This window comes from Rhodohalobacter sp. 8-1, from assembly GCF_038150125.1.
Lineage (GTDB): Bacteria > Bacteroidota > Rhodothermia > Balneolales > Balneolaceae > SW132.
In genome coordinates this window covers 230,197-254,028 of record NZ_JBBVMF010000008.1, presented here as the reverse complement: position 1 = coordinate 254,028, position 23,832 = coordinate 230,197, and the positions used below count along the sequence as shown (strand labels likewise).

Sequence of the window (23,832 nt, the reverse complement as noted above, 5' to 3'; positions counted from 1 at the left end):
AAACCGTTTATAAATTTTCAAATGTTTAGATTTGTGCTCAAAAAAATAACATCGTTGTCTAAAACCTAAAGCTACACTTTTTACAAACTGTCATTGGTAGTCCCTAATTTCGTCCAAAAGCCGGGCAACACCATTTAAGAAGTGATAGTACGAGTGGAGGTATCATAAATAAAGCCAAGCTTTTGAATCCTTGAAATCTGCTCAAAAACAGCACTTTTTACAATCTGTCATTGGTAGCAACTAATCTTGCCCAAAAACCGGGCAACACTGTTTAGTAAGTGACAGCATTAGGTTTCCCCAGGAAAAGTACCACGTATTTTGTGTATGGAGAAGTGTGCGGCTTACCGGGTAATAATTAATCTTACAAGTACGTACTCAAACTCAAGGGCTACACGAATCAGATCTTTCATAACCCCGTCGACTAAATTCATTTCTTCTGCGGAATCAAGTGCCTCGGGGCACCTGGTCTGCCCGCACTTACTAACCCCGCACTGCACGCCGTCAACCACACGGCGCTTGTACGGGGCTACGGACATTATGCCCCTGCCAGGGCATTTCGTTTCACGCAGGCGCGAAACCAGTTGTGTCTGGCAGGTGAAAAGGCATGTGCCCATAAAAATGAAATCGTCTTTAAAAGCTCAAAAACAACACTTTTTAAAAACTGTCATCGGTAGAGCTGTAAATTTATTATGCTAATTTATTATCAAAAAAATACGCTGATCGCACTTGTCTGAAATGACAGTACAATCAGCGTGATGATAAATCGACGTTTTTGCAGATCCAAAGATTAGAACCTACGTCGGCCGCAACTCTTCATGAACACCTTCAGAAATTTCTTCCATCATCTTATCACAAAATGCTGGTAAATCTTCCGGACTTCGGCTTGTGGTAAGGCCTTGGTCAACTACAACTTCTTCATCCACCCAGTTTACACCGGCATTGATGAGGTCAGTTTTGATGGATGGGTAAGATGTCATTGTTTTGCCATCCAGTTCTTTGGTTTCAATTAAAGACTGGGCACCATGGCAGATTGCAGAAATTGGTTTCCCTTTGTGCAGAAAGTGTGCTATAAATTGAATAGCGCGTTTATCCGTGCGTAACTGATCGGGGTTCAAAACTCCCCCAGGCAGTACCAAAGCATTGTAGCTGTCGGTTTCAACAGAGTCTAAGTCTGCATCCACATCATAATCGTTACTCCACTTATCTTTATCCCAGGCTTTTATCGTGCCACTATGCGGAGCTACAATATGCACGGTTGCGCCTGCTTCTTTCAATACCTTAACAGGCTCGGTTAATTCAATTTCCTCAAATCCGTCAGTAGCAAGTACCGCTACTTTCTTGTTGCTTAGATCGTAATCCATAATGAATAAAATTTATATTAATAATTCTCACTCGACTTATTACAACAATGGATTATTTGGCTCCTATGTTCCAACCATACCTCTTTTTTTGACAGAATCGTGCTTTGATTAATAAAAACAGATCATGAAAATACTTTTCCCAAAATCTCTTTCGCTTCTTCCAAATCTGAATAGTTAAAGGTTTGAACTGCCGGTGATCCGGCGATCATGGCTGAGAGTAATGCGTCTCCCCTATTTCGGAACAGACAAACGACAGGTATTTCCAGACTAACTGCGCGTCCAATTTCGTAACCCACTCCAAGCGATGGCGTAGTTACTTCGGCGATGAGAATATCTGAACTTGACAGCCACTCCAGGTCCCGGTCGTGTATGTGTCGGTCGGACAGATCAAAACTAACCTCTTTTGCCCCGATATGCTCCGTAAGCACAGCGCCATATGTTTTCAGTTCATCAATAAGCTGTTTGTAGAGTTTTGCATCATCACGGCCGCCGCGGATTGAGCCGGCAAAGTAGATATTTTTCATGTATTGTTAAGTTGAAAGAATAATTAAAAATATTAGAGTGGCCTGAATATAAGGCGGCGATTGTACTTCTAAAATTTAGTGTCGCTTTATTTATGAAAAGTGGACTGGAAATCAGAGCAGGAGTTTTCTCGATGTAACCTCCGCCGCCATGGCATCCCGAACCACTGTGGCGGGCAGCTCAACACGTTGATCTCATTCGAAACGTTATGCCCGCCGCTCAAGACCGGCCGCCCCTGTCATCCTGAGCTCCTAATTTTGCCCAAAAACGGGGCAACACTATTTCTGATGTGACAGAACAAGTGGAGGTGTCGTAGATGAAGCCGAGCTTTTGAATCCTTGAAACCTGATCAATAACGGAACTTTTTTACAAACTGTCACCGGTAGCCGTTAATCTTGCCCAAAAACCGGGCAACACCATTTCAGAGGTGACAGGAGAAATCCAAGTTCCTGCTCTCTAAATATTCTTTAGGAGAAAGGTGTCCGGCCTTGATGGGTGGAGGTATAGCATGGGTTGCACCACAGCACGGGAGAAATCGCTATGAGCGCTCACCTTGTGAGCATTCTCATAGTGTAACCGTGCGGGGCAAACCGTGCCCCGACAGAACACCTCTGTCGGGGAGTTTTTGCATACTTTTGACGGTTCAAAAGTATGGGGAGTAAACGTCATGTTTACAATCTGTCAACGGTAGTGAGTGAAACGAACCAAAGGATCTCCTTTTTATTGGCAGGAGTTCTAACAGAGCCACCAGTGAAAGATTTTAAAAATATTTTTATTGAGGTTTAATCACAGCTTGTTGCCATCACCGACACACCCCTCGTTACACTCATCCGGCGGTGCAGTTTCATTTAAACATTTCCCCTCTCGAGATGAGATTATTATTCTGTCATCTCCAACATATTTTTGCTCCGCTTATGGACAAAATTAGGAGCTACCGTCGACTTTAATACAAGGTTGAAGACAGGCGTGAATCTCCGTATTGTTGTGAAAGAAAAGAATTTGAAAAATGTAAAAGCTAAATCATGAGTCCAACCATCACTGTTCGCGAAGCATCTATTGGTGATGCAACAAGTATCAGTCAGTTTAACATCAATATGGCTTGGGAAACCGAGGCGAAGGAACTGGACAGAGAGACAATTACTGCCGGCGTAAAATCGCTGTTTCAAAAACCGGAGTACGGATTTTACATGGTTGCTGAGTCCGGTGATGAGATCGTTGCAACACTCATGATCACTCATGAATGGAGCGACTGGCGAAACGGACTGTTTTGGTGGATTCAAAGCGTGTATGTAAAACCGGAATTCCGGCGGCAGGGAATTTACCGGCAGATGTATCAGATGGTGCTCGAGTTTGCAAAAAATCACCCTGAGGTATGCGGCTGCCGGCTCTACGTAGAAAAAGAGAATAAGATTGCTCAAAAAACATATAAAGCTCTTGGCATGGAAGAGACACATTATAAAATGTATGAGGAGATCTTTTCCAGCGATTAATTAGCTGTATTTGTATTGATTGTCCAATAGTCAGAATTCTAAAAAGTTTTTATATGTTTATGTTAAGGAGAAATACAATAGGATGATTTATGTTTTTGTATAATTTAAACTATAATCAAAGACATCACATGTTATGATAAGTAAAGCAGAGAGTCCCGAAGAGTACATCAGAGAGTTACCTGACGACCGCAGACCGGCAATGGAAAAGCTCAGGACGGTCATTCTTGAAAACCTGCCATCAGGATTTGAAGAGAGAATGAGTTACGAAATGATCGGTTACGTAGTACCCCATTCAGTCTACCCCGATGGCTATCACACCGATCCCACCCTGCCCCTGCCGTTCATGAGCATTGCGTCTCAAAAAAATCATATCGCCCTTTACCACATGGGGCTTTATAATGACGAGGAACTTCTGAAATGGTTTAAATCTGAATTCCCAAATCATACAGATTCGAGGCTCGATATGGAAAAAAGCTGTGTCAGATTTAAAAATCCTGACAATATTCCTTTTGAGCTGATTGGCGAACTTTCACGTAAGATGTCAGCTGAGGAATGGGTCGAACTTTACGAAGAGTCCGTCAAACCGTAACCTAAACCATTCCGCCATGATCCCTAATAACCACTCTCTATCGCTTACTGTAGAAGATATTCATGCATCAAAAGCGTTTTACGAAAAGCTTGGTTTTGAACCGGTTGAAGGAACCGGACCCATCGAAAACGATTGGATTATTATGTCGAAAGGCCACTCTTATATCGGCCTGTTCCAGGATATGTTCGATGAGAACATCATCACGTTTAACACGGAAGATGCCCGCAGGATCTACAGGGAATTGAAATCAGCGGATATCACATTCTTGATGGAATCCGAATCTATTCACGATGAGAAAGGTCCTTGTCATTTCTGTATTGCTGACCCGGACGGTAACCCAATTCTATTCGATCAGCATATAGATTAATCAATCCCATTATTATGAAAAAGCGAGTAACCGGCATTGGCGGCACCTTTCTGAAAGCTGAAGATCGTGGTGCGACCAGGAAATGGTATAAAGATCACCTTGGAATTGAAAACGGAAAATGGAGTGGCACGTTCGAATGGCGTCATGCTCAGGATCAAGCAAAAAAAGGGGTTTACTGCCTGGAGCATTTTTGACGAGAAATCCCAGTATTTACAGCCAAGCCGAAATAACGTAACGGTTAACTACAGGGTTAAAAAAAAACATTGAAGAACTTCTTAAAGTGCTAAAAAAAGTGGGCGTGGAGTTTCTTGGTGAAATAGAGGAATTTGACTACGGAAAGTCTGGCTGGATAATGGAACCCAACGGATATAAGATTGAGCTTAGGAAACACAATTATGCGGCATACGACAAGATTAAAGGAGACGTAAACGCCAGTTCCTGACTGTCGCTTATGATTTATTTACGCTGATGTGGCCTGTTCAGTGAATCGGCTGCCACACCTGCGATCGGGATAATCATTTTCTCGTCTACCGGCGGCGGGTTTAGAACAGGCATCGAATTTGGAAGCGGTGCGGGAATGTATATGGGCATTTGACCCGGCCGTTTATACCAGCCGCTGAATGTATTTGCCAATAAAGAGTCTTGTGGAAATATCGCGATTGTAGAATCAGCAGGTGTAAACAACGACATGCCGGACTGATATTCATCCCCACCAGCCATTGCATTAGAAACCGTGGGTAATTGGCTGAAAGCCGGTAACACCATCATGAACAGAATTATCGGTACTAAGAATGGTATCCGTTTGTTATTCATGGCGTTTGGGTCGGTTTTTAATCAATATAGTAAAACGCGATACCCATTAAAAAAGTATTGTATCTGATCTGAATTCTTTTCGATGTTCAGTTTATTGAGCCTTGAAACACAAAATTCTGTAGTTTTAATCATCTGGGAGGACATAAAATTTTTAATCGCCTAGTGCACTCATGAATAAAATTGGTGCAGTACTAAACAAAAATTCCGGCACGCTGACACAGGATCAGAAATCTGAACGCATAAATATTATCCGGAAATATCTATTGGGCAGAGTGGCTCCTGAGTGTTTGGCCGTTGTACAGGGTTCGGAAATTATGCGGCAAATGAAGTATATGGTTCATGAGCAGAGTGTGGACATTTTAATTGCCGGAGGCGGGGATGGTACGATCAGTGCTGCTGCAAATGTTTTAGCAGAGACCAATACCGCCCTGATGGTACTGCCTCTGGGTACAAAAAATAATTTTGCCGCAGATCTCGGCATTTCTGCTGATCCACTGAAAATACTCTCAGCTTTGGAGCATGAACCCAATATCGAAGTGGTTGATACCGGTATGGTAAATGGACATCGTTTTGTCAATAATGCCACGATCGGAGTCTACCCAAAACTTGTGAGGGAACGAGAAGAAAAGTCGAAAGAGATGGGCTGGCAAAAATGGAGGGCCAAAATTGTAGCCTCTCTTATCGTTTTGCAGCGCCTGCCGCTGATGAGGGTGACGGTGGAGTCGAAAGATTTCCGCACAGAGCTCTTTACGCCTTTTCTCTTTGTCGGGAACAATGAATATATGGAGACTCTGGATAAAGGGTACACCCGAAGCAAGCTCAATCGTGGAAAACTTTGGCTTTGCATGCTAAAATCACCACGGTTATGGTCGCTTTATGCGATGGCTTTTGAACTTAGTCTCCGGGGTGTGCGTGAGGCAGAAAAACTCGACACCCGGCTGCTGGAAAAAGTGACCGTTAATCCCCGCAGAAACACCGTAACGATAGCTGTGGATGGTGAAAATATGAGGATGAATAGTCCTCTTCAATTTGAAATCAGAAAGAAAAGCTTACGGGTGATCACTGGATGAAAACCATAGCCCATATCTCTGACCTCCATTTTGGCACTGTAAATCACAATGTTGCTGAGGGGCTTATTGACGATCTGCACATGATTAACCCCGATCTTGTCATTAATAGCGGAGATTTTACCCAAAGGGCCCGTCGTTCGCAGTATCAGGCGGCGGCGGTCTATGTTAAACGGCTTCCCAATCCCCGAATATCTGTCCCGGGCAACCACGACGTACCGTTGTTTGATCTTTTTAGACGGTTCCTTAGCCCGCTTAAACGGTACAAGGAATTTATCTGCGGGGATCTCTTGCCGAGTTTTGTTAATGATGAACTGACTGTCATAGGAATAAATACAGCGCGTTCACTCACCTGGAAGAACGGTCGAATCTCAATTGAACAGATAAGAAAAGTTGAAAAGATGTTCTCGGAACTACCTGATTCTCATTACAGAATCGTAGTGACCCACCACCCGTTTATACCACCACCTGGCGTAAAAAACTCAGGAATAGCGTTGGTAGGACGTGCTGACCTCGCTCTGGAAATGCTCGAAAAGTGTCGCGTAGATCTTCTGCTAGCGGGCCACCTCCACCATGGATACACGGGGGATGTTCGCACCTTTTACCCCTCTTCTAAACGATCAATTATCGTAGCCCAAGCGGGCACGGCAATATCAAACCGGGTACGGAATGAAACCAATAGCTATAACCTAATACACCTATCCAAGGATAGGGTCGAAATTATCATCAGGCGATGGGTTCCTGCCGAATCGCACTTTACAGATACAGGTAAAGTAGCATTTAAATCAGTAAATGGTGAATGGAGATCCGTTGTTAAGGATTTGGGGTAGACCAATGCGTCATACCAACCTGCGATAACGTTCATAAATATGTGAACCTAACCAACACGTCATGCCGGCCACCGAGCCGGTATCTCCCGTTCCTGCCCAATCTGTACATCCAGTCAGTAGCACACCTTTTGCCGTTAAACAAATGGGAGATCGCGGATCGGGGTCCGCGATGACGTTGATTGGGATCTGTGTTTAAACAACGCGTCATGCCGCACCCCGATGCAGAATCGACTTACTCCTCCTCCAGCTCACGAATGATTGATGTGAGGCTGTTTGAAAAGCGCTCAAACGCACGGTGGTGTGCCTCGTGCAGATCAGCCATAAACGCTTCATCTTCAAGCCTATCCTCTTCTATCGCATACCGGTAGGCCGGCAGCATCCAGGATGCGTACCCGCTGTAAGGGTCCGAAGAGGCATACAGCGATTTTAGCCACGGACTAAACGGCAACCCTTCGCTGTGCAGGAAATTTCTCTCAAGCTGTATGAGTTTCCGGTTGATGGATCTCCTGGCCACTCGGGTCAGCTCCGGATCATTTGCTGCCCCATCAAGCAGGGTCCGCACCAATGCAAGCTGTGCTGCAATCTCCTCTATTTCTTCCAGTATTCCGGTCCCTGCCAGGATATCGCGGCCGGCCTGCTCAGTGATTGAATTTATGTGAGTGGTGAGATCTATCGAGTAGCTTTCAAGATCGTAAGGCAAAATATCGGCGTTACCAAACCGAAGGGCAATCAGTCCGTACACATCAGCAAGTGCCGGCCCGTAGGTAAAGGTGCTGTCGAGATGGTTTTCATAAAACCAGAACGTATCAAAATTTGTGTGGTAGATTGGAACCGAGCCAGATATCGCAACTCCGGCCGATGGAACACCTGCATACATATAAAAACCAACGTGATCCGATCCTCCGCCCAGATTTCCAATAGACGGTTCTCCGTTTGATGAGTTTGCCACCCAGAAATCGTAGACAGATCTGTCTGTATCAGGATGAGCAACAGTCCGGGCGGCCTGAATAATCGGCTCTTTCAGACTGGGTGACGACGATGCTCTGAAATTGGGTCCGGTGACTGACATATCAGCATTCAGATAAAGAACCGAATTGGCCATCAGCTCTTCCTGCAGATCTTCCACCCACTCCGAGGAACCAATCAGCATAAACTCTTCGGCATCCCAGTGGCCGATCATAATACTCCGTTTCGGCCTCTTCCCTTCATCTGAAAGCTGAGCCAGCGACTCCGCAAGCGTCAGCAGCATGGCTGTGCCGCTGTTGGGATCGGTAGCGCCGAATGACCAGGCATCAAGATGGGCGCCCAGGATGATCCACTCATCTGGATACTCAGATCCCTCAATCACTCCCACCACATTTGATATCGGACGCGTTTCATATGGCTGATCTACAGACAGTTCAACAGTCAGATTTGGCCCGCCGGTCAAACGATAGCTGTAATCAAAATTTCCCTGCCACTCTTCTGGTGCGTCCTCCCCTTCCATACGGCTCAAAATTTCATCAGCTGCGCCATACCCTATCGGGGCCACAGGAATGGTGTGAAAATCCACGTCATCGGGGTCTAGCCGAGTTGGCGTTTCCGGATGATCCAGCGGCAAGGCGGCTTCAAATGGCGTAAGCGGGTCGCCGTAATAATCCAGAGTCAGTAGAGAACCCCGCTGAATCGCAGTTTCATCAGGTTGTTTGCCATCCGGATAGGTATTCTCTCTGTTTGATGGCGGATCGGTATAGATAATGAGCCCTGCCGCACCTGCTTGTTCCGCAAACTTTGCTTTATATCCCCTGAAGTTGCCGCCAAACCTGGCAATCACAATTTTACCGTCTACAGAAACACCCATCTCTTCAAGCCGTTCGAAATCCTGTTTCCTTCCCTGGAATGCATATACGATCTCTGCTGTAACGCTTCCTGATCCCGAGTAGGCATTCCAGCCATGGACAAGGTCCGGGTGATCCGTATAGGGATCCTCGCTATAAACAGCTTCCTTGTTATCAAGTTCGATCACTTCAGGCGTCATAACGCGGATGGAGTTTTGCCCCGGCTGCGGAAGCAGCACATCGTAGTCGTAGGTTCGGGTATCCAGGCCCGCACTATCCATTACACTGTAAATATAATCGATCACATAACGGTTTTCCGCTGTGCCGGCAAAGGATGGGTCTGTGGTTAGGTTATAAAGATGCTTTCGGTACGCTTCCGGTGTGTTCATGGAAAGCAACTGGCGTTCAAGTTCTTTCTGAATGGTTTTACTCTCATCAGAAAAACCTGTTAGGTCAGGCTCAAAATCAATTGTGCATTGCGTGAAAAACAGAATAGATAGAATCGGAAATAAGGCACGTTTCATGAACACGATTAATTTCTGGAATTTTTATTCGCTCTAAAGTGAAGTTTTTTTTGACAAAAACCAATCCCTGCAATTGGATATATAATCTCATTCCCTTGGCAGATAAACGAATACTGCTTGTTGATTGCATATAAACAGATACGAAATGATTCATTAAACCTATTTTGGACTGGTGGCAGAAGTTAGAGATGGTTGCTTAAGTCTTGCGAAAAATTATCATAAGAAAAAAACCGGTGCATTTGCAGATCTTATGATTGCATTACTTTATAAATATTTACCCTTAATACACGCTTTGCCAGTCACTTGTCTGATCCATGACCAAATCTACGGGGTTAAGTTTTAGATAAATCTGTTCAAATAAAATGTTATCAGATGTCAATCGTAATCAACGATTGATCCTGCCGGCTGATTATATTCTGGTTCGTCGAAACTGTAAGGATTCAATGCTCATAAGATTACTGCACTTTCAACATTTTCGCTATTCAACCACAAAAAAGCAGATGATATTTGTTAAATGATGTTGTAATATTTTCATCTGATCGCAGAATAATGACTCGTTACATCGCTGATCATTTTTCTACTCATTTAACATACGGATGGCTGAAAAAGAACCTCTCTCAAAAAAGAAATTCGGAACCTTTTTAGGAGTTTACCTCCCTAGTACTCTCACTGTATTGGGCCTTATTATGTATCTCCGGTTTGGTTGGGTGGTCGGGAATCTGGGCTTGCCGTTGACGATATTTGTAGTTCTTCTGGCAAACATCATTACATTCATAACCGGCCTGAGCGCTGCCGCAATTGCAACCAATATCAAGATGGGTGTGGGCGGTGTCTATTATCTTATTTCCCGGAGTTTGGGCCTGGAAACCGGCGGGGCGATAGGGATTGCTTTCTATATCAGCCGGACTCTCAGTATCACTTTTTACGCATTTGGTTTATCCGAGTTGCTTCTTCTTTTTTGGCCAATTGAAACCTGGGGTGCCATGCCGGGCTATGCTATACCGCTGCTGACCGCTGTAATCATTGTTTTAATCACATTTGCCTCGGGTAAAAGCGCTGAACTTGTGCTTAAGTTCCAGGTTCCAATGCTGATACTGGTTATTCTTTCGATTTTGTCACTGATGGTCGGTGTATTCACAAGTGAGTTACGTATGCCGGAAATGACTCCCGCTTATCGTACGGTAGCTCCTGAGAGCGGGCTTTGGGTCGTATTTGCGGTATTTTTCCCTGGTGTAACCGGCTTTCTTGCGGGGATTGCAATGAGCGGTGATCTGAAAACTCCCGGAAAATCGATAAAGCAAGGTACTATTTATTCAGTAATCACCGGGACCGTCATCTACACTATCATTCCAATTTTCCTTTCGATAACTGTGCTGCTCCCATTCGAAAATCTGGCAGATGAATCGTTTGGTATCAGGAGCTGGTCTGACGCGGCTTTTCTGGGTGGCTTGTTTGTTTACCCGGCCGCATGCGGTGCCATTTTATCCTCTGCCATTGGAAGCGTGCTCAGCGGACCGAGAGTCCTTCAGTCTCTATCGATGGATGGCCTGGCTCCAAAATTTTTAGGCCGAGTGTCGAAAACCGGTCAGCCAACAATTGCCACGTGGGCTACTGGAGCTGTTGCACTGGTAGCCGTTGCCCTGGGAGACCTCAACACTGCAGCTAAGTTTGTTACCGTTCTGTTTTTAACACTTTATGTTGTAATAAATATTGTTGCTGCAGTTGAAAACCTCGTTGCTGAGCCCTCTTACCGTCCGAGCACACGAGTTCCGTGGTACGTGTCGCTAATTGGTGCAATCGGATCTCTTTTTGTCATGTATCTCATCAGCCCGATAGCACTTGTTATTGCTTTTTTACTGGAGGCAGGCTTTTATCTTTACTTTAAAAAGAGAGCACTTGAACAGGAATGGGGGGATGTAAATGTTGGAATGTGGATGAAGATCGCTCGTTTTTCACTGCTTAGGATGAATCGCTATCACGTCATGCAGCGTAACTGGCGCCCCATGATTCTATTGTTTGCAAAAGATATTTCAGACAGAATTGAACTGGTTAAACTGGCAGCAGCGTTTGGACAAAATCGCGGCGTATTCTCTATTTCCAAGCTCATATATGAAAGTGACAAATACGATCGTGCTAAAAGGAAAAACATACAGGAGAGTATGATTAAGGAAGTTCATGATATCGGCATTGAGGCATTTTGCGAGGTAAACGAAGTTAAATCCCTCAATAGGGGCATTCTTAACATTTCCAGGGCTCATGGAATAGCCGGTTTTAAGACAAATACTATTATGTTTGGCTGGTCGGAAGAGGCAGAAGCTAATGCAAATCAGCTGCGTATTATCCGCTCACTGTCCCGAATTGGCAAAAATATCTTAATGGCTAAGTTTAATGATCACGAAAACTGGAAAGTTGAGCAACATCAGTATATAGATGTATGGTGGAGCGGAGCCGCAAATAATGGAGATTTGATGCTGATCCTGGCCTATATGCTGACACTCAATCCTGAATGGAAAAAGGCTCGTATTCGTGTGCGGGAAGTCATTGAAAATGCTGAACAACGGGAAACTTTCTCAGAATCAATTCGGAAGTCACTAAAAGAAGCACGAATTGATGCCCTTGTCGAAGTTATACCCAAAGGAGACCGTTCTTTTACGGAGATACTGCAAAAGTTCAGCTCTGATGCCGATATTGTACTGCTGGGTCTTAAGCTAACTGAGTCCGGCGAGGAAGAATATCATGCGGAAAAAATCGATCAGCTCTCAAACGTTGGGAAAGTATCCGTTTTTGTACAAAATAACAGTCTTGATGAAACTTTCCCCGTGCTTCTCTCATCTGCAAATGTTCGGGAGAGTCTGTAAATAGTGTTCATTTCTAAATCTCATACTAAATATAAAATCGCCTTAACTCAACTTCCGCAAAATAGGTATGTAGTGGCTACAAAATAAGTTTCATTAAACTTTTAGACCACAGACAAAAAGAATGGAATTCACCTATTCAGGGATGAAACCAGCCCCGTTTCGGGGCGGCATAGCCGTAGCCCTTTGGGAATGCGCAGCATTTCCGTGGGGTATAAAGAAGCCAGAATGTAAAGAAGCGCCGTAGTTAGCGGCATCATTCGGAATCTGAATTCACCCTCAGTCATAAAATTCGAACAGATCGTCTGAATCGGATTCAATAAAATAATGTATGGGTAAAGAGGGTATGGTCGTTTTGCAAGGGCGCGGATATACCGCACCTACGGCGCTCTCAAATTTTATGCCTGCTCTTAACCCAAAGCCCCCGCTGCGCAGTGACTTTGGGCTACGGATATGTCGCACACCTGGTGCTTTGGTTATCTGTGGTATTTGGTATAATTGCTTTTTAGTATCCTTATGTACCTAAATGCCTTCAGATGCGGGTTGGGATGGAAGGCTGAACAGGAAGCTTATCCAGTATAAAAAATAATGGATGTAGCACTACAGAGCATTGTTTAAAGGTAACTGAGACTTATTTTTAAGATTTTACGGAAGTTGAGTTAAACATTCCTTCTGCTGGCATTGAGATATCAGCAAATGTGCTCCATCAATGTATTCGTATATTTTAAGTACAAAACCTTCCAAGATCACTATTACTGACAATCGTCTCGCATACACACACGAATGATTCACAGATAGTTCGCATCAAAAGTACTACAAGAACTTCAAAGCTGGTGATTTCTCAAGAAGGTTTAACGGTCTGTTTTACAATTCGTTCACTTTCGCCTTTTTGAGCACGTGACGCTATCACGGAAAACCAGCTGATAAAAGACCCTTTTTCCTTTGTTGATATAAAAAAAGCCGGTCAGTGCCTGACCGGCTTTTGGTAATCCTGTATGAAAATATATGGTAAAACCTAAGCGTCGAGTGCTTTGTCAATAGCAAGAATCACGTGGGCCGCATGTGCCCGGGATTCTGTATTCGCATTCCTTTTCGACTCCATCATCCCCCGGATATTCTGAAGATTGTAGAGGGCAGCAGACTTTGCAATGCGGTCGTGGCTGTCACTCCCTATCACTGCTATCAATCCCTCTATATACTGGATCTGAAGGTTCTGACGGAACGTATTGACATTTCCTGCAGCATCCGCATCAAAAATAGCTGACGTCAGATCGCCGACAACCTCAGCAACGTTATAGGTGTTGCCGTATGTTCGCGAATCGGTAATTCTCTTCATGGTTGATGGATGCAGCAGATGAGCAAGTACGCTGCTTTGCATAGCCAGCACCTGATCGTGGATTTTGGGATCCTCGGATGAACTGAAAAAATTGAATCCGCGCCGCTGAATTTGCAGGTAGTTGTAAACCTCGTGAGACATGTCGAACGCATCAGGAGCAAACAGATGCTCGCTAAGGCTGTTCATCGCTTCACGCTGCTTTTCTACCTCAACTGGTGTAAATGGCATCCTTCCGCCTTCCTGGCCAACAAACGCCCGGTCTTTATAAACGCCGCCAACATAGCGTGAGATAACTCCTGTCTGTGTGCGCCTGGCTGCCATCAGTGCCATATACGCATCGCGCATAGGCTGATAGCTTTGTCCTTCTACGCTGAACTTCTCAATTAAACCGTCCATCAGATTTTCTGCCATATGAATTCTGTCGATGCCATAAGCAATCGGATCGGCAGACATATCACCAACCATCACACGCGGATCAATTGCTTTTCCGGGGCTGCGCATATCGTCAGCATCGTTACCGAACGCAAGTTCAGAATCCGTTGACCGCGCAGCAATGGCATTAAGGCGTTCCTTTTCTGCTTCGGGATCGTCCAGTGCAGGTGAATATCCAAATTCAATGGCCCAAACATCATAAGGCCCCGGTTTTGTATCATAGTAGTGGCCTTGCCGGCTTCGGTCGCTGGCAACATTTACGCTGGAATAATCCATCACAGAACCGGTGAGGCCCACGGTTGACGTAAGTTGCTTGTTGTGAATCTCTTCAGGCGAGTGGAGCGTACTGGCCTGCATATTATGGTTCAGGCCAAATGTATGACCCAGTTCATGAAGAATCAGCATTGTCATTGCCTCATGCTGAAATCCTTCAAGATCTTCATCAGGATAGCCCATAACCTGCAGCGCGCTCATGCCAAACATATTATTCTGCTGTAAATGATGCCCGAAACTGCAGTATTCGGGATTCATTGCGTCATCAATTAAATCAGATGAAAAGGCCGTTTCCGTATATATATTTTCCTGCCGATACCTGTTTGAGAAGAACACCCACTCAAGCATAATGTCGGATCCCAGAATCTGTCCTGTTCGCGGGTTTACAAAACTGGGACCATATCCGCCAAAAGGTGGGTTCGGTGAAGATGTCCAGCGAAGCACGTTATAACGAATATCTCCTGCATCCCACTCGGCATCGTCCGGCTGAACTTTTACCTCAACCGCATTTCGGAAACCGGCAGCTTCAAACGCCTCGTTCCACGCCAGTGTGGCTTCTTTGATGGTTTCACGAAATGCGTGCGGAGTTGTATTTTCAATCCACCATGTAATCGGCTCAACCGGCTCCGACATCTCAGCATTTGGATTTTTCTTCTCAAGATGCCATCTGTGGATCACATCGAGATAAGGTGTCACGCTTGTACTGACCTGGTCATCCTTCTCAGTCATGAAAAAACCAATTCTCGGATCATCAAAGCGCGGCTGGAAATCGTTTTCAGGCATTGCGATAAACGAGTGCTGGTGTTTGATGGAAACCGCACGCGCATCGGTTACTGCAGCGCTGCCGCCATTCATCGGCGATGGATTCTCGTACACATACTCTACAACCACATCAATATTTTCGGGATAGCCGCGTATCTCGGAATATTTTGTCTTTGATGAGCTCAGGCCTCCCAGCGAAAAACCACCGGGTCTTGAGTTAGGTGACGGACTCGGCTTAACCTGGTTCATATTTTCGCTCAGAAAAATGGGGTCGCCACTGATAATGATCGTGCTGTCGTTCTCAGCAAGAATTTTTTCTGAAATGAGTGTCGCATTTGAGATATTAGCCATCTCAGCATTACTCAGAGCACTATCATCGTCAAACTGGTATCGGGTATTTTGGACCACGAACTCAATCTTATCGAAATATCGTTTGATTTTAAAAATCTTGTCATCCTGGTAAGCACCCCTGAAACTTCCGGCATCCGTCACGCCGTCGGCAGTATGGCCAAAATAGATATACTCTTTATCCAGCTGGTCTTTCTTGATTTCAAATTTTGTGGAGCCGTCCGTTGTATCCTGGTATACAGAGAACAAACCTTCGTAGGCAATGGTGTTCTTCTTCTGTTCATCCACTTTTGATGCTGAAGAACTTGGATCTGATGCACTACTCTGAATCTGCGCTGTTGATGCACATCCCGCAAGTAACGCTGACAGCAAGAGAATTACTGTTAAATATTTGAAATTTGAAGTCATTATAATGCTGATGGTTTAGTGTTTTAAGGAATTGCTGCTTTTATACAGCCAAAAAAAAACTCGTATACCGGGCGGTATACGAGTTTTCAAATAAATTTTTTAATAACTGATCAGCTATTGCCCGCCATCTTAATCAGATTCTGAGCGTCTTTTATCTGATGTTCAACATCAGAAAGCATCGCGGATGAATCTTTGAGTTTTTCTTTCGCATCCGAGAGCTTTTTCTTTGCTTCTTCAACGTCAATATCGCCCGGCTCGATGGCCCGCTCGGCAAGCAGTGTCACCTGGTTGTCATTCATTTCAACAAATCCGCCGCTCACAGCATACGTTAGTGTTGAATTGTCGGGTTTCTGGATCTCGACTCGTCCCACATCAAGCGCAGAAATGATAGGCGCATGATTGTGGAGCATCTGAAAACTTCCGGACGCTCCCGGCACGCTTACGCTCACCACATCACCGCTGAACCTGGACCCTTCGGGCGTTAAAACCTGGGCCTGAAATGTTTTTTCGTTAGCCATCTGTTACGCTTCTGCTTCTTCAGTTAATCGTTTTCCTTTTTCCTTCGCCTGCTCAATGGTTCCAACAAGGTGGAACGCATTTTCAGGAAGATCATCGAGTTCACCATTCATGATCATCTTGAATCCTTTGATAGTGTCTTCGATTTTGACGTACTCACCTGACTGGCCGGTGAACTGCTCAGCCACAAAAAACGGCTGACTGAGGAAACGCTGAACACGACGTGCCCGCGATACTACAAGTTTATCTTCATCAGATAGTTCGTCCATACCCAAAATGGCAATGATATCCTGTAGATCTTTATACTTCTGCAGAAGTTCTTTCACTTCCTGGGCTGTGTCGTAGTGCTCATCACCTACAACTTTAGGATCATTAATCCGCGATGTTGAATCCAATGGATCCACAGCCGGATAAATACCGATCTGAGTGAGTGCACGACTAAGTACAGTCGTTGCATCAAGGTGAGAAAATGTTGTTGCGGGAGCAGGGTCAGTTAAGTCATCCGCAGGCACATAAATAGCCTGAACTGAAGTAATTGATCCATCTTTTGTTGATGTAATTCGTTCCTGAAGGTCACCCATTTCAGATGCAAGCGTTGGCTGATACCCTACAGCTGACGGCATTCGTCCAAGCAGTGCAGATACCTCAGAGCCGGCCTGTGTAAACCGGAAAATATTATCAATGAAAAGAAGAATATCAGGAGAAACCTGATCACGGAAATACTCAGCCACTGTAAGACCTGAGAGTGCAACCCGTGCCCGTGCTCCCGGAGGCTCATTCATCTGACCAAAAACCAGTGTTGCCTGAGATTCTTTAAGAACCTCTTCGTCTACTTTGGACAGGTCCCATTCGCCATTTTCCATGGCCTCTTTAAACTCATCGCCATAATTAATAACACCGGATTCGATAAACTCACGGAGAAGGTCATTCCCTTCACGCGTACGCTCACCCACACCAGCAAATACTGACAAGCCACCGTGCTGCTTCGCAATATTATTGATAAGCTCCTGAATAAGTACTGTTTTACCTACACCGGCACCACCAAAAAGTCCAATCTTACCACCTTTTGCATAGGGGCAGAGGAGGTCAATAACCTTAATGCCTGTTTCAAGAATTTCTGAACTGGTCGCAAGATCTTCAAATTTGGGAGCGTCCCGGTGAATGGAATATCTTTCTTTGCCTTCGGGCTGTTTGATGCCGTCAATGGCATCTCCAACAACATTGAACAGCCGGCCGCGGATGTCCTCACCGACAGGCATGGAAATTGGTCCGCCTGAATCCACTACGTCGGTCTGGCGTACCAGGCCGTCTGTAGAATCCATGGCGATGGTACGGACCCGATTTTCTCCAAGATGCTGTGCAACTTCAAGATAAAGTCGTGATCCGTCTTCACGGTCAATGTATAGTGCGTTTAAAATTCTGGGTATCTGATTTTTCTCAAAATCAACATCAACTACAGGTCCAATTATCTGGGCTATTTTTCCTTTATTCATTCGATTATTTCAGAAGCTTTAATTATGACGTTTAGAGTAAAGGGATTCCTTATTATTTCTCTATTTATTGAAAGCTTCAAAAGTTAGGCACTTCCTGTTCAAAAATCAACGAAGTTATCTCTCTTTATCCCCTTTGTTTGGCAGTTTCGGAATTTATCATCTTACTTTATAGAATAAAACCGATTATCTGTCATGTATCTGTTACCCATTTCCACATCTCTCTATATCTTGCTATTGCCTTAAAATTTCCGCTTTATAATCAGCGCATAGCCTATCCGTAAATGATGATACTGAATTTCATGTGAAAGCCCCTCTGATCACGATCAGAGATCGTTTTTTAAAGCATCAATGAGGAACTTTCCAGTTAGCAAAAGGCTGATCAATATCTTATCTTAGTTGCTATCATATTTTTTGACTTAATGAGAGCGGCACCGTATCCGGCCACGTAATTCTGAACCCTAAAACGAGTATACTTTTGGAAACTGAACTCACTGCACGAACTGTCAGCGTAGATTTATTAATAGAATTTGATGAACATCAGACCATCACCTATGCAGATGCCAACGATCTTGAACCCAGGGAACGTGGACAGGTAAGAGAGTACGTTCAGAATATTCTGCGTAAACGCAGCTACCTGGATTTTGTACTGGGTGAATTCTCAAGCATCGAAATGGACGAGATGAAACCAGGCCTCAAAAACATTCTGCGGCTTGGCCTCTATGATATGCTTTTCATGGATGGCACGCCCGACTATGCCGCCATCAATGAAGCCGTTGATATTGCAAAACTAAGGCTTGGATCACGCTCAGGGGACTTAGTTAATGCGATCCTGCGCAATATACAGCGCGATATGCCTGATCTTCCAAAGCCCTCATACGAAGATCGCACAAAACTTATTGCAACAACGTTCTCGCATCCCGAGTGGATGGTTAAGCGATGGGTGAACCGCATGGGTGAGCGGGAAGCATTTCAGTTGATGCAGGCTAATAATCAGCGTCCGTCTTACTATGTTCGCGTGAATAACCTGCGCACAAAATCAAAGAACTTCAAACTTCGGATGGATAAGGCCGGAATCGAGTATGAAGAGAGCGACTGGCTGCCCGGCTATTTTAAAGTCGACAGTGTTCAGCCGTTTATTGCCAAAGAGTGGCTGGCAAAAGGTTTTTGCCAGATCCAGGATATTGCAGCCGGATTTGCCCCTACAATTCTTGAGCCGCTGCCCGGCGAAGAGATATTTGATCTTTGCGCGGCACCCGGTACCAAAAGTATTGTGATGGCGGATATGATGAACGGCGAAGGATCCATCACTGCGGTCGACATCAACCCCGACCGGCTGGAACTTCTCGCGCAAAGCGCCATGAATTTTACGGCTGAAAACATCAAAATACGCCGTGCAGATGTTCGTGATCTCGATCTTAAACTTGCCGACGGTGTTCTGCTTGATGCGCCCTGTACAGGTACCGGCGTGCTCAGCAAACGTGCTGATCTTCGCTGGAAACGTACTCCCGAAGAGCTTGAAAACTCAGTGAAGCTTCAGGCCGAACTGCTTGATGAAGCAGCCAATCATGTGAAGCGCGGCGGACGCCTTGTCTACAGCACATGTTCTATCGAGCCCGAAGAGAACTGGGAACAGATTCAAAACTTTCTTGAGACGTACGATAACTTCGAACTTGAAAAACTGGATGAGTTTCTGCCCGAAGAGGTTCTCGCGGAAGACGGCTATGCATACCAGACACTTCCCCACAAGCACAATTGTGATGGCCATTTTGGCGTACGGCTGAACCGGGTTAAATAAGTCAGAGCTCCCGGTCTGCCAGCGTAACTATATTTATTCTTCTGCCACGCCAAAGAAATTGATACCGATTTTTTAATGAATGAACAACAGCTAAACGACGAGATTCCCAAGCATTACGATCCCACAGAAACGGAAGACAAGTGGTACGCCTATTGGGAAGAGCATCAGTATTTCCACTCCGAACCAGATGACCGCGAACCCTTTGCAGTTGTCATCCCCCCGCCAAATGTAACAGGCGTGCTGCACATGGGCCACATGCTCAACAATACGATTCAGGATGTATTGGTGCGCCGCGCCCGTATGCAGGGGAAAAATGCGTGCTGGGTTCCCGGAACGGATCATGCCTCTATCGCGACCGAAGCAAAAGTTGTTCAAAAACTTCGAAAGCAAGGGATCAAAAAAAGTGACCTTTCCCGTGACAAATTTATGGATCACGCGTGGGACTGGACCAACGAGCATGGCGGCATCATCCTGCAGCAGCTGCGGACCCTTGGCGCATCGTGCGATTGGAAACGTACGCGTTTCACGCTGGAAGAAGAACTCTATGAAGCGGTGATCGACTGTTTTATTAAGCTGTATGATGACGGGTTTATCTATCGCGGCAAGCGGATGATCAATTGGGATCCGCAGGCGCAAACGGCTCTTAGTGATGAAGAGGTGATCCACAAGGAAGTTCAATCCAAGCTTTATCACGTTCGCTACCCGATTAAGAACAGTGATGAATATGTAACCATTGCGACTACCCGTCCAGAAACTATCCTGGCCGATACCGCTGTTTGTGTTCACCCCGATGATGAGCGCTATACCCATCTGATTGGTAAGAGAGCGATCATTCCAATGGTGGAACGTGAAGTGGAGATTATTGCTGATGACTACGTTGATCCTGAATATGGAACAGGCTGTCTGAAGATCACGCCGGCACACGACACGAATGACTATGATCTGGGCCAGAAACACGGGCTTGAGATTATTGATATGCTGAATGCCGATGGCACAATCTCTGAAGCAGGTCAGTTTTATGTTGGCAAGGATCGGTTTGAAGCACGAAAGCTGATCATCAAAGATCTGAAAGACCAGGATCTTCTGGTTGATGTTGAGGAGATGCCCAACAAGGTGGGATATTCTGAGCGAACTGATGCTGTGATTGAACCCCGCCTGTCGCTGCAGTGGTTTTGCAGGATGGATGAGCTCAGCAAGCCTGCGCTTGAGAACGTCATGAACGACAATATTCAGTTTCATCCCGCTAAATTTAAAAACAGCTATGCCCACTGGATGGAAAATATCCGCGACTGGTGTATTTCGCGTCAGCTTTGGTGGGGACACCGAATTCCGGCCTGGTATTTTGGCGATGAGCCTGATGAATATGTGATCGCACGGACTGAAGATGAAGCAGTTGAAAAAGCCCGTGAGAAGTCGGGAAATGCTAACCTCAGCAGTGACGATCTCCATCAGGATGAAGATGTGCTCGACACCTGGTTTAGCTCTTGGCTGTGGCCAATGTCGGTGTTTGATGGGATTCGCAACTCTGAGAATGAAGAAATTAACTACTACTACCCCACCAAAGATCTCGTAACGGCGCCCGAAATCATGTTTTTCTGGGTGGCTCGCATGATTATGGCTGGCTACTATTTCAGAGATGAGAAGCCGTTTAGCAATGTTTATTTTCACGGGATTGTGCGGGATGAACAGCGGCGAAAGATGTCGAAATCTCTCGGAAACTCACCTGATCCGCTGGAGCTCATTAAGCAGTACGGAGCCGACGGAACGCGCGTGGGAATGCTGTTTGCCTCTCCTGCCGGTAATGATCTCTTATTTGATGAAAACCTGTGTGAACAGGGACGAAATTTCAGCAATAAAATCTGGAACGCCTTCCGCTTCCTGATGATGAACAAACAGGACGGAACAGACTATTCGCCTACCACCGACATTGATCCAGAAAACCTGGCCGATCGCTGGATGATGTCCCGCATCAAACAGACACTTACCGGTGTGGAACAAGACTTTGAGAATTACCGCCTGAATGAAGCACTCAAAAAAATCTACTCGCTGGTGTGGGATGATTTTTGTGACTGGTATATCGAGGTTAGCAAAGCTGATACGCCCGGCGAACCGATGCCGGCCGAAAACCTGGAGCGTGCACTCGGTTTGTTCGAACTGCTTATGAAAATGCTTCATCCCTTCATGCCATTTTTGACTGAAGAGATCTGGCAGCGGATCCAGGTTCGATCGCCCGAAGAAGCACTTACCATTAGCCAGTGGCCTGAATTGGATGCAGACGCTGATGAAGATGCGATTGATCTGTTTTCACTTATTCAGGAGCAGGTATCAGCGATCCGGAATATCCAGTCTGAGATGGGAGTTTCACCAAAGACTGAGCTTACGCTTCACATAAAAACGAACTCGCAAGAACAGGCGGAAAAGCTGGACGAACAGTCCTGGATCTTCACGAAGTTTCTATCAGTGGGGTCACTCGAATTCAATCCCGATCTCACCAAACCAAAGGCATCGGCTTCTGCACTCGTTAAAGGAACTGAAATATTTGTCCCGCTTGAAGGCCTGATCGATCTCGATAAAGAGCGTGAGCGAATTCAAAACGAGATCAAAAAAACTCAGGGATTCCTCAAAAGTGTGGAAGGAAAGCTTTCAAATGCTAAGTTCGTGGAAAACGCCCCGGATGATGTTGTTGACCGCGAACGCCAGAAAAAGGTAGATGCCCTTTCTGATATTGAGAAGCTGAAGCAGATGCTTGAGAATCTGGGGTGATTATTTTTTTATTGATTTCGACCCTGAGGCTGTCCAAAAAGGGTGTCAACACGCGCTCGATGCGGGATCTCCTGTCTTTGATTTCTCTCCTCCTGCGGACTAGACAGCCTGCCGAGCGTTTAACGACCGGGCAGAGGTGGGTTTATCGTGTTTCAATAGCCCAAATTTAATATCCCTGCCCGTGTGGAACGCAGCTACGTCACCTGCCCTCACTGCGACACCCTGCATGATGGAAGAACCTGGTCAAACGATTCCGGGACGGCTTACAAAAACTGGTTTTGTCTCTACTGCCCCGAATGTGGTGGTATCAACACGAGCGTAATAAAAATATTACCGGCTATCTTATTTTGGCTCCCACATTTCCTATTTGGGACTGGTTTAAAGACGATTTGAAAAAGAAGTGGCTTGCCCGGCAACCTGAACGATATGTCGATTTAGAGTTAGGATCAGATCATCAGGCATTTAAATATTACAACTGGATTAAAACAGGCCTTGTCTATGCGGTTTTGATGTTCATTCTGATGACGGGTTTAATCTATTTGACGGGCACCCTCGATTTAACGGCGGTCAATCTTGCCTTATCAGCCCTAACATGGTCTTTTGGCGGTCTTCTATTCGGCTATGAAATGAAACTATTCATGGGAAAGAAGGGACAAGAAACTCTACCCCATTCCAACTGAAAGGTTTGTGGGATTCAGCACAGTTTTATTTGAAATGCAGCCTCAAAAATTTATTACTTTGTGGATTCCCACCGATAAAACAAACGGATGTACCGGCTGCCTGCAGCGCACATTTTGAAAAAAATTGAACACAGAATTCAGAAATGACTTACGAAACAGTTACGCTGAAATCGAATCCTGCCAACGTTGTAATGAGTGAAGATCATAAAGCCCGCCTTAATGAACTGGAAACTCTCAGAACAGAGATTGTGTCCAAATATGACGGTTACACTGCAGATCAGCTAACATTTAAACCGGAACCCGGTTACTGGAATTTACTCCAGGTTCTCGATCATATCGTTACATCCGAGAAAATGTCAGCGATCTATATCAAGCGTCAGTTGAACGGCAAGAAATATCCGCCACCTCCGGGGCTGAAATCGCGATTTCGTTACAGCTTGCTAAAAGTGGCCCTTAAGCTTCCCTTCCGCTATAAAGCGCCATCTATTGTAGATTCCACCGGCAAAACTCCAGATCTCCACATTTTGCAGGAGAGCTGGAAAACTATTCGGGGTGAGATCCAAACCATCATTGAAACCACCGATGAAGAGCTGCTCAACCTGGGCGTATATGAACATCCGCGCGCCGGTCTGCTCAATATGGAACAGGCGCTCGATTTCTTGGATATGCATATACGTCACCATAAAAAACAGATGGAGCGTATTACCGGGCATGAAAATTTTCCGGGATAAAACCTGGTAAAATATTCAGTTTGAATCTCAGATCCCAGGCTATCCAGAAAGGGCGTTCAA

General features: G+C 45.3%; 20 protein-coding genes. 12 read left to right on the top strand and 8 right to left on the bottom strand.

Translation table 11 applies throughout. From position 1 onward, the window contains the following. Window positions 1-341 precede the first annotated feature (341 nt). The 3 genes from AABW11_RS10715 to AABW11_RS10705 all read right to left on the bottom strand — a co-directional run bounded on the left by AABW11_RS10715 (window position 342) and on the right by AABW11_RS10705 (window position 1,885). Entirely contained in the window at window positions 342-536 is a 195-nt protein-coding gene (locus AABW11_RS10715; RefSeq protein ID WP_340105084.1) for a hypothetical protein, read from the bottom strand. Window positions 537-794: 258 nt separating this feature from the next. Beyond that, a complete protein-coding gene (locus tag AABW11_RS10710) occupies window positions 795-1,361 on the bottom strand; it encodes a type 1 glutamine amidotransferase domain-containing protein (RefSeq protein WP_340105083.1) in 567 nt (188 codons plus the stop codon). A 122-nt stretch (window positions 1,362-1,483) separates the two neighbouring features. Further along, a complete protein-coding gene (locus AABW11_RS10705) occupies window positions 1,484-1,885 on the bottom strand; it encodes a nucleoside 2-deoxyribosyltransferase (protein ID WP_340105082.1) in 402 nt (133 codons plus the stop codon). A gap of 1,020 nt (window positions 1,886-2,905) precedes the next feature. On the opposite strand from AABW11_RS10705, the gene AABW11_RS10700 reads away from it, so the two are divergent. From AABW11_RS10700 to AABW11_RS10680, 5 genes are all read left to right on the top strand, one after another. Further along, the gene (locus AABW11_RS10700) at window positions 2,906-3,373 is read left to right on the top strand and encodes a GNAT family N-acetyltransferase (RefSeq protein WP_340105081.1); all 468 of its coding nucleotides are present in this window, start codon (window positions 2,906-2,908) and stop codon (window positions 3,371-3,373) included. 133 nt (window positions 3,374-3,506) lie between these two features. Continuing rightward, entirely contained in the window at window positions 3,507-3,962 is a 456-nt protein-coding gene (locus AABW11_RS10695; protein ID WP_340105080.1) for a DUF1801 domain-containing protein, read from the top strand. Between the two features lie 16 nt (window positions 3,963-3,978). Continuing rightward, the gene (locus AABW11_RS10690; protein WP_340105079.1) at window positions 3,979-4,329 is read left to right on the top strand and encodes a VOC family protein; all 351 of its coding nucleotides are present in this window, start codon (window positions 3,979-3,981) and stop codon (window positions 4,327-4,329) included. Window positions 4,330-4,343: 14 nt separating this feature from the next. Further along, on the top strand, window positions 4,344-4,523 hold the full coding sequence (locus AABW11_RS10685; protein WP_340105078.1) for a hypothetical protein: 180 nt from the start codon (window positions 4,344-4,346) through the stop codon (window positions 4,521-4,523). Between the two features lie 86 nt (window positions 4,524-4,609). After that, window positions 4,610-4,771 (top strand): hypothetical protein, encoded by a 162-nt coding sequence (locus tag AABW11_RS10680; RefSeq protein ID WP_340105077.1) that lies wholly within the window; start codon window positions 4,610-4,612, stop codon window positions 4,769-4,771. Window positions 4,772-4,785: 14 nt separating this feature from the next. On the opposite strand, the gene AABW11_RS10675 is transcribed toward AABW11_RS10680, so the two are convergent. Beyond that, entirely contained in the window at window positions 4,786-5,142 is a 357-nt protein-coding gene (locus AABW11_RS10675; RefSeq protein WP_340105076.1) for a hypothetical protein, read from the bottom strand. Window positions 5,143-5,312: 170 nt separating this feature from the next. Between AABW11_RS10675 and AABW11_RS10670 the strand changes: the two genes are divergently transcribed. Together AABW11_RS10670 and AABW11_RS10665 are read left to right on the top strand one after the other, a co-directional pair. After that, window positions 5,313-6,212 carry a diacylglycerol/lipid kinase family protein gene (locus AABW11_RS10670; RefSeq protein WP_340105075.1) on the top strand — a complete coding sequence of 300 codons (900 nt, stop codon included), beginning with the start codon at window positions 5,313-5,315 and terminating at the stop codon, window positions 6,210-6,212. Next, entirely contained in the window at window positions 6,209-7,039 is an 831-nt protein-coding gene (locus tag AABW11_RS10665; protein ID WP_340105074.1) for a metallophosphoesterase family protein, read from the top strand. Before AABW11_RS10670 ends, AABW11_RS10665 begins: the two co-directional genes overlap by 4 nt. A gap of 232 nt (window positions 7,040-7,271) precedes the next feature. On the opposite strand, the gene AABW11_RS10660 is transcribed toward AABW11_RS10665, so the two are convergent. After that, entirely contained in the window at window positions 7,272-9,380 is a 2,109-nt protein-coding gene (locus tag AABW11_RS10660) for a M28 family peptidase (RefSeq protein WP_340105073.1), read from the bottom strand. A gap of 596 nt (window positions 9,381-9,976) precedes the next feature. Here AABW11_RS10660 and AABW11_RS10655 point away from each other — a divergent pair. Beyond that, window positions 9,977-12,238: a hypothetical protein gene (locus AABW11_RS10655; protein WP_340105072.1), complete on the top strand. Its 2,262-nt coding sequence runs from the start codon at window positions 9,977-9,979 to the stop codon at window positions 12,236-12,238. A gap of 1,012 nt (window positions 12,239-13,250) precedes the next feature. Here the strand turns inward: AABW11_RS10655 and AABW11_RS10650 are convergent. The 3 genes from AABW11_RS10650 to atpD form a co-directional block, all read right to left on the bottom strand. Then, window positions 13,251-15,794 (bottom strand): zinc-dependent metalloprotease, encoded by a 2,544-nt coding sequence (locus tag AABW11_RS10650; protein WP_340105071.1) that lies wholly within the window; start codon window positions 15,792-15,794, stop codon window positions 13,251-13,253. A 110-nt stretch (window positions 15,795-15,904) separates the two neighbouring features. Continuing rightward, a complete protein-coding gene (gene atpC, locus AABW11_RS10645) occupies window positions 15,905-16,312 on the bottom strand; it encodes an ATP synthase F1 subunit epsilon (RefSeq protein WP_340105070.1) in 408 nt (135 codons plus the stop codon). Window positions 16,313-16,315: 3 nt separating this feature from the next. After that, window positions 16,316-17,803: a F0F1 ATP synthase subunit beta gene (gene atpD, locus AABW11_RS10640; protein ID WP_340105069.1), complete on the bottom strand. Its 1,488-nt coding sequence runs from the start codon at window positions 17,801-17,803 to the stop codon at window positions 16,316-16,318. A 475-nt stretch (window positions 17,804-18,278) separates the two neighbouring features. Between atpD and rsmB the strand changes: the two genes are divergently transcribed. The 4 genes from rsmB (at window position 18,279) to AABW11_RS10620 (ending at window position 23,772) form a co-directional block, all read left to right on the top strand. Then, a complete protein-coding gene (gene rsmB / locus AABW11_RS10635) occupies window positions 18,279-19,598 on the top strand; it encodes a 16S rRNA (cytosine(967)-C(5))-methyltransferase RsmB (RefSeq protein WP_340105068.1) in 1,320 nt (439 codons plus the stop codon). A gap of 75 nt (window positions 19,599-19,673) precedes the next feature. Beyond that, entirely contained in the window at window positions 19,674-22,361 is a 2,688-nt protein-coding gene (locus AABW11_RS10630; protein WP_340105067.1) for a valine--tRNA ligase, read from the top strand. Between the two features lie 296 nt (window positions 22,362-22,657). After that, on the top strand, window positions 22,658-23,041 hold the full coding sequence (locus AABW11_RS10625; RefSeq protein ID WP_340105066.1) for a hypothetical protein: 384 nt from the start codon (window positions 22,658-22,660) through the stop codon (window positions 23,039-23,041). A 143-nt stretch (window positions 23,042-23,184) separates the two neighbouring features. Continuing rightward, window positions 23,185-23,772 (top strand): DinB family protein, encoded by a 588-nt coding sequence (locus tag AABW11_RS10620; protein ID WP_340105065.1) that lies wholly within the window; start codon window positions 23,185-23,187, stop codon window positions 23,770-23,772. Window positions 23,773-23,832: the final 60 nt, after the last annotated feature.

Excerpts from the sequence above, each read along its gene's own strand:
- AABW11_RS10715 (WP_340105084.1), bottom strand. The coding sequence starts at position 536 with ATGTCCGTAGCCCCGTACAAGCGCCGTGTGGTTGACGGCGTGCAGTGC.
- AABW11_RS10710 (WP_340105083.1), bottom strand. The coding sequence starts at position 1,361 with ATGGATTACGATCTAAGCAACAAGAAAGTAGCGGTACTTGCTACTGAC.
- AABW11_RS10705 (WP_340105082.1), bottom strand. The coding sequence starts at position 1,885 with ATGAAAAATATCTACTTTGCCGGCTCAATCCGCGGCGGCCGTGATGAT.
- AABW11_RS10700 (WP_340105081.1), top strand. The coding sequence starts at position 2,906 with ATGAGTCCAACCATCACTGTTCGCGAAGCATCTATTGGTGATGCAACA.
- AABW11_RS10695 (WP_340105080.1), top strand. The coding sequence starts at position 3,507 with ATGATAAGTAAAGCAGAGAGTCCCGAAGAGTACATCAGAGAGTTACCT.
- AABW11_RS10690 (WP_340105079.1), top strand. The coding sequence starts at position 3,979 with ATGATCCCTAATAACCACTCTCTATCGCTTACTGTAGAAGATATTCAT.
- AABW11_RS10685 (WP_340105078.1), top strand. The coding sequence starts at position 4,344 with ATGAAAAAGCGAGTAACCGGCATTGGCGGCACCTTTCTGAAAGCTGAA.
- AABW11_RS10675 (WP_340105076.1), bottom strand. The coding sequence starts at position 5,142 with ATGAATAACAAACGGATACCATTCTTAGTACCGATAATTCTGTTCATG.
- AABW11_RS10670 (WP_340105075.1), top strand. The coding sequence starts at position 5,313 with ATGAATAAAATTGGTGCAGTACTAAACAAAAATTCCGGCACGCTGACA.
- AABW11_RS10665 (WP_340105074.1), top strand. The coding sequence starts at position 6,209 with ATGAAAACCATAGCCCATATCTCTGACCTCCATTTTGGCACTGTAAAT.
- AABW11_RS10660 (WP_340105073.1), bottom strand. The coding sequence starts at position 9,380 with ATGAAACGTGCCTTATTTCCGATTCTATCTATTCTGTTTTTCACGCAA.
- AABW11_RS10655 (WP_340105072.1), top strand. The coding sequence starts at position 9,977 with ATGGCTGAAAAAGAACCTCTCTCAAAAAAGAAATTCGGAACCTTTTTA.
- AABW11_RS10650 (WP_340105071.1), bottom strand. The coding sequence starts at position 15,794 with ATGACTTCAAATTTCAAATATTTAACAGTAATTCTCTTGCTGTCAGCG.
- atpC (WP_340105070.1), bottom strand. The coding sequence starts at position 16,312 with ATGGCTAACGAAAAAACATTTCAGGCCCAGGTTTTAACGCCCGAAGGG.
- atpD (WP_340105069.1), bottom strand. The coding sequence starts at position 17,803 with ATGAATAAAGGAAAAATAGCCCAGATAATTGGACCTGTAGTTGATGTT.
- AABW11_RS10630 (WP_340105067.1), top strand. The coding sequence starts at position 19,674 with ATGAATGAACAACAGCTAAACGACGAGATTCCCAAGCATTACGATCCC.
- AABW11_RS10625 (WP_340105066.1), top strand. The coding sequence starts at position 22,658 with ATGTGGTGGTATCAACACGAGCGTAATAAAAATATTACCGGCTATCTT.
- AABW11_RS10620 (WP_340105065.1), top strand. The coding sequence starts at position 23,185 with ATGACTTACGAAACAGTTACGCTGAAATCGAATCCTGCCAACGTTGTA.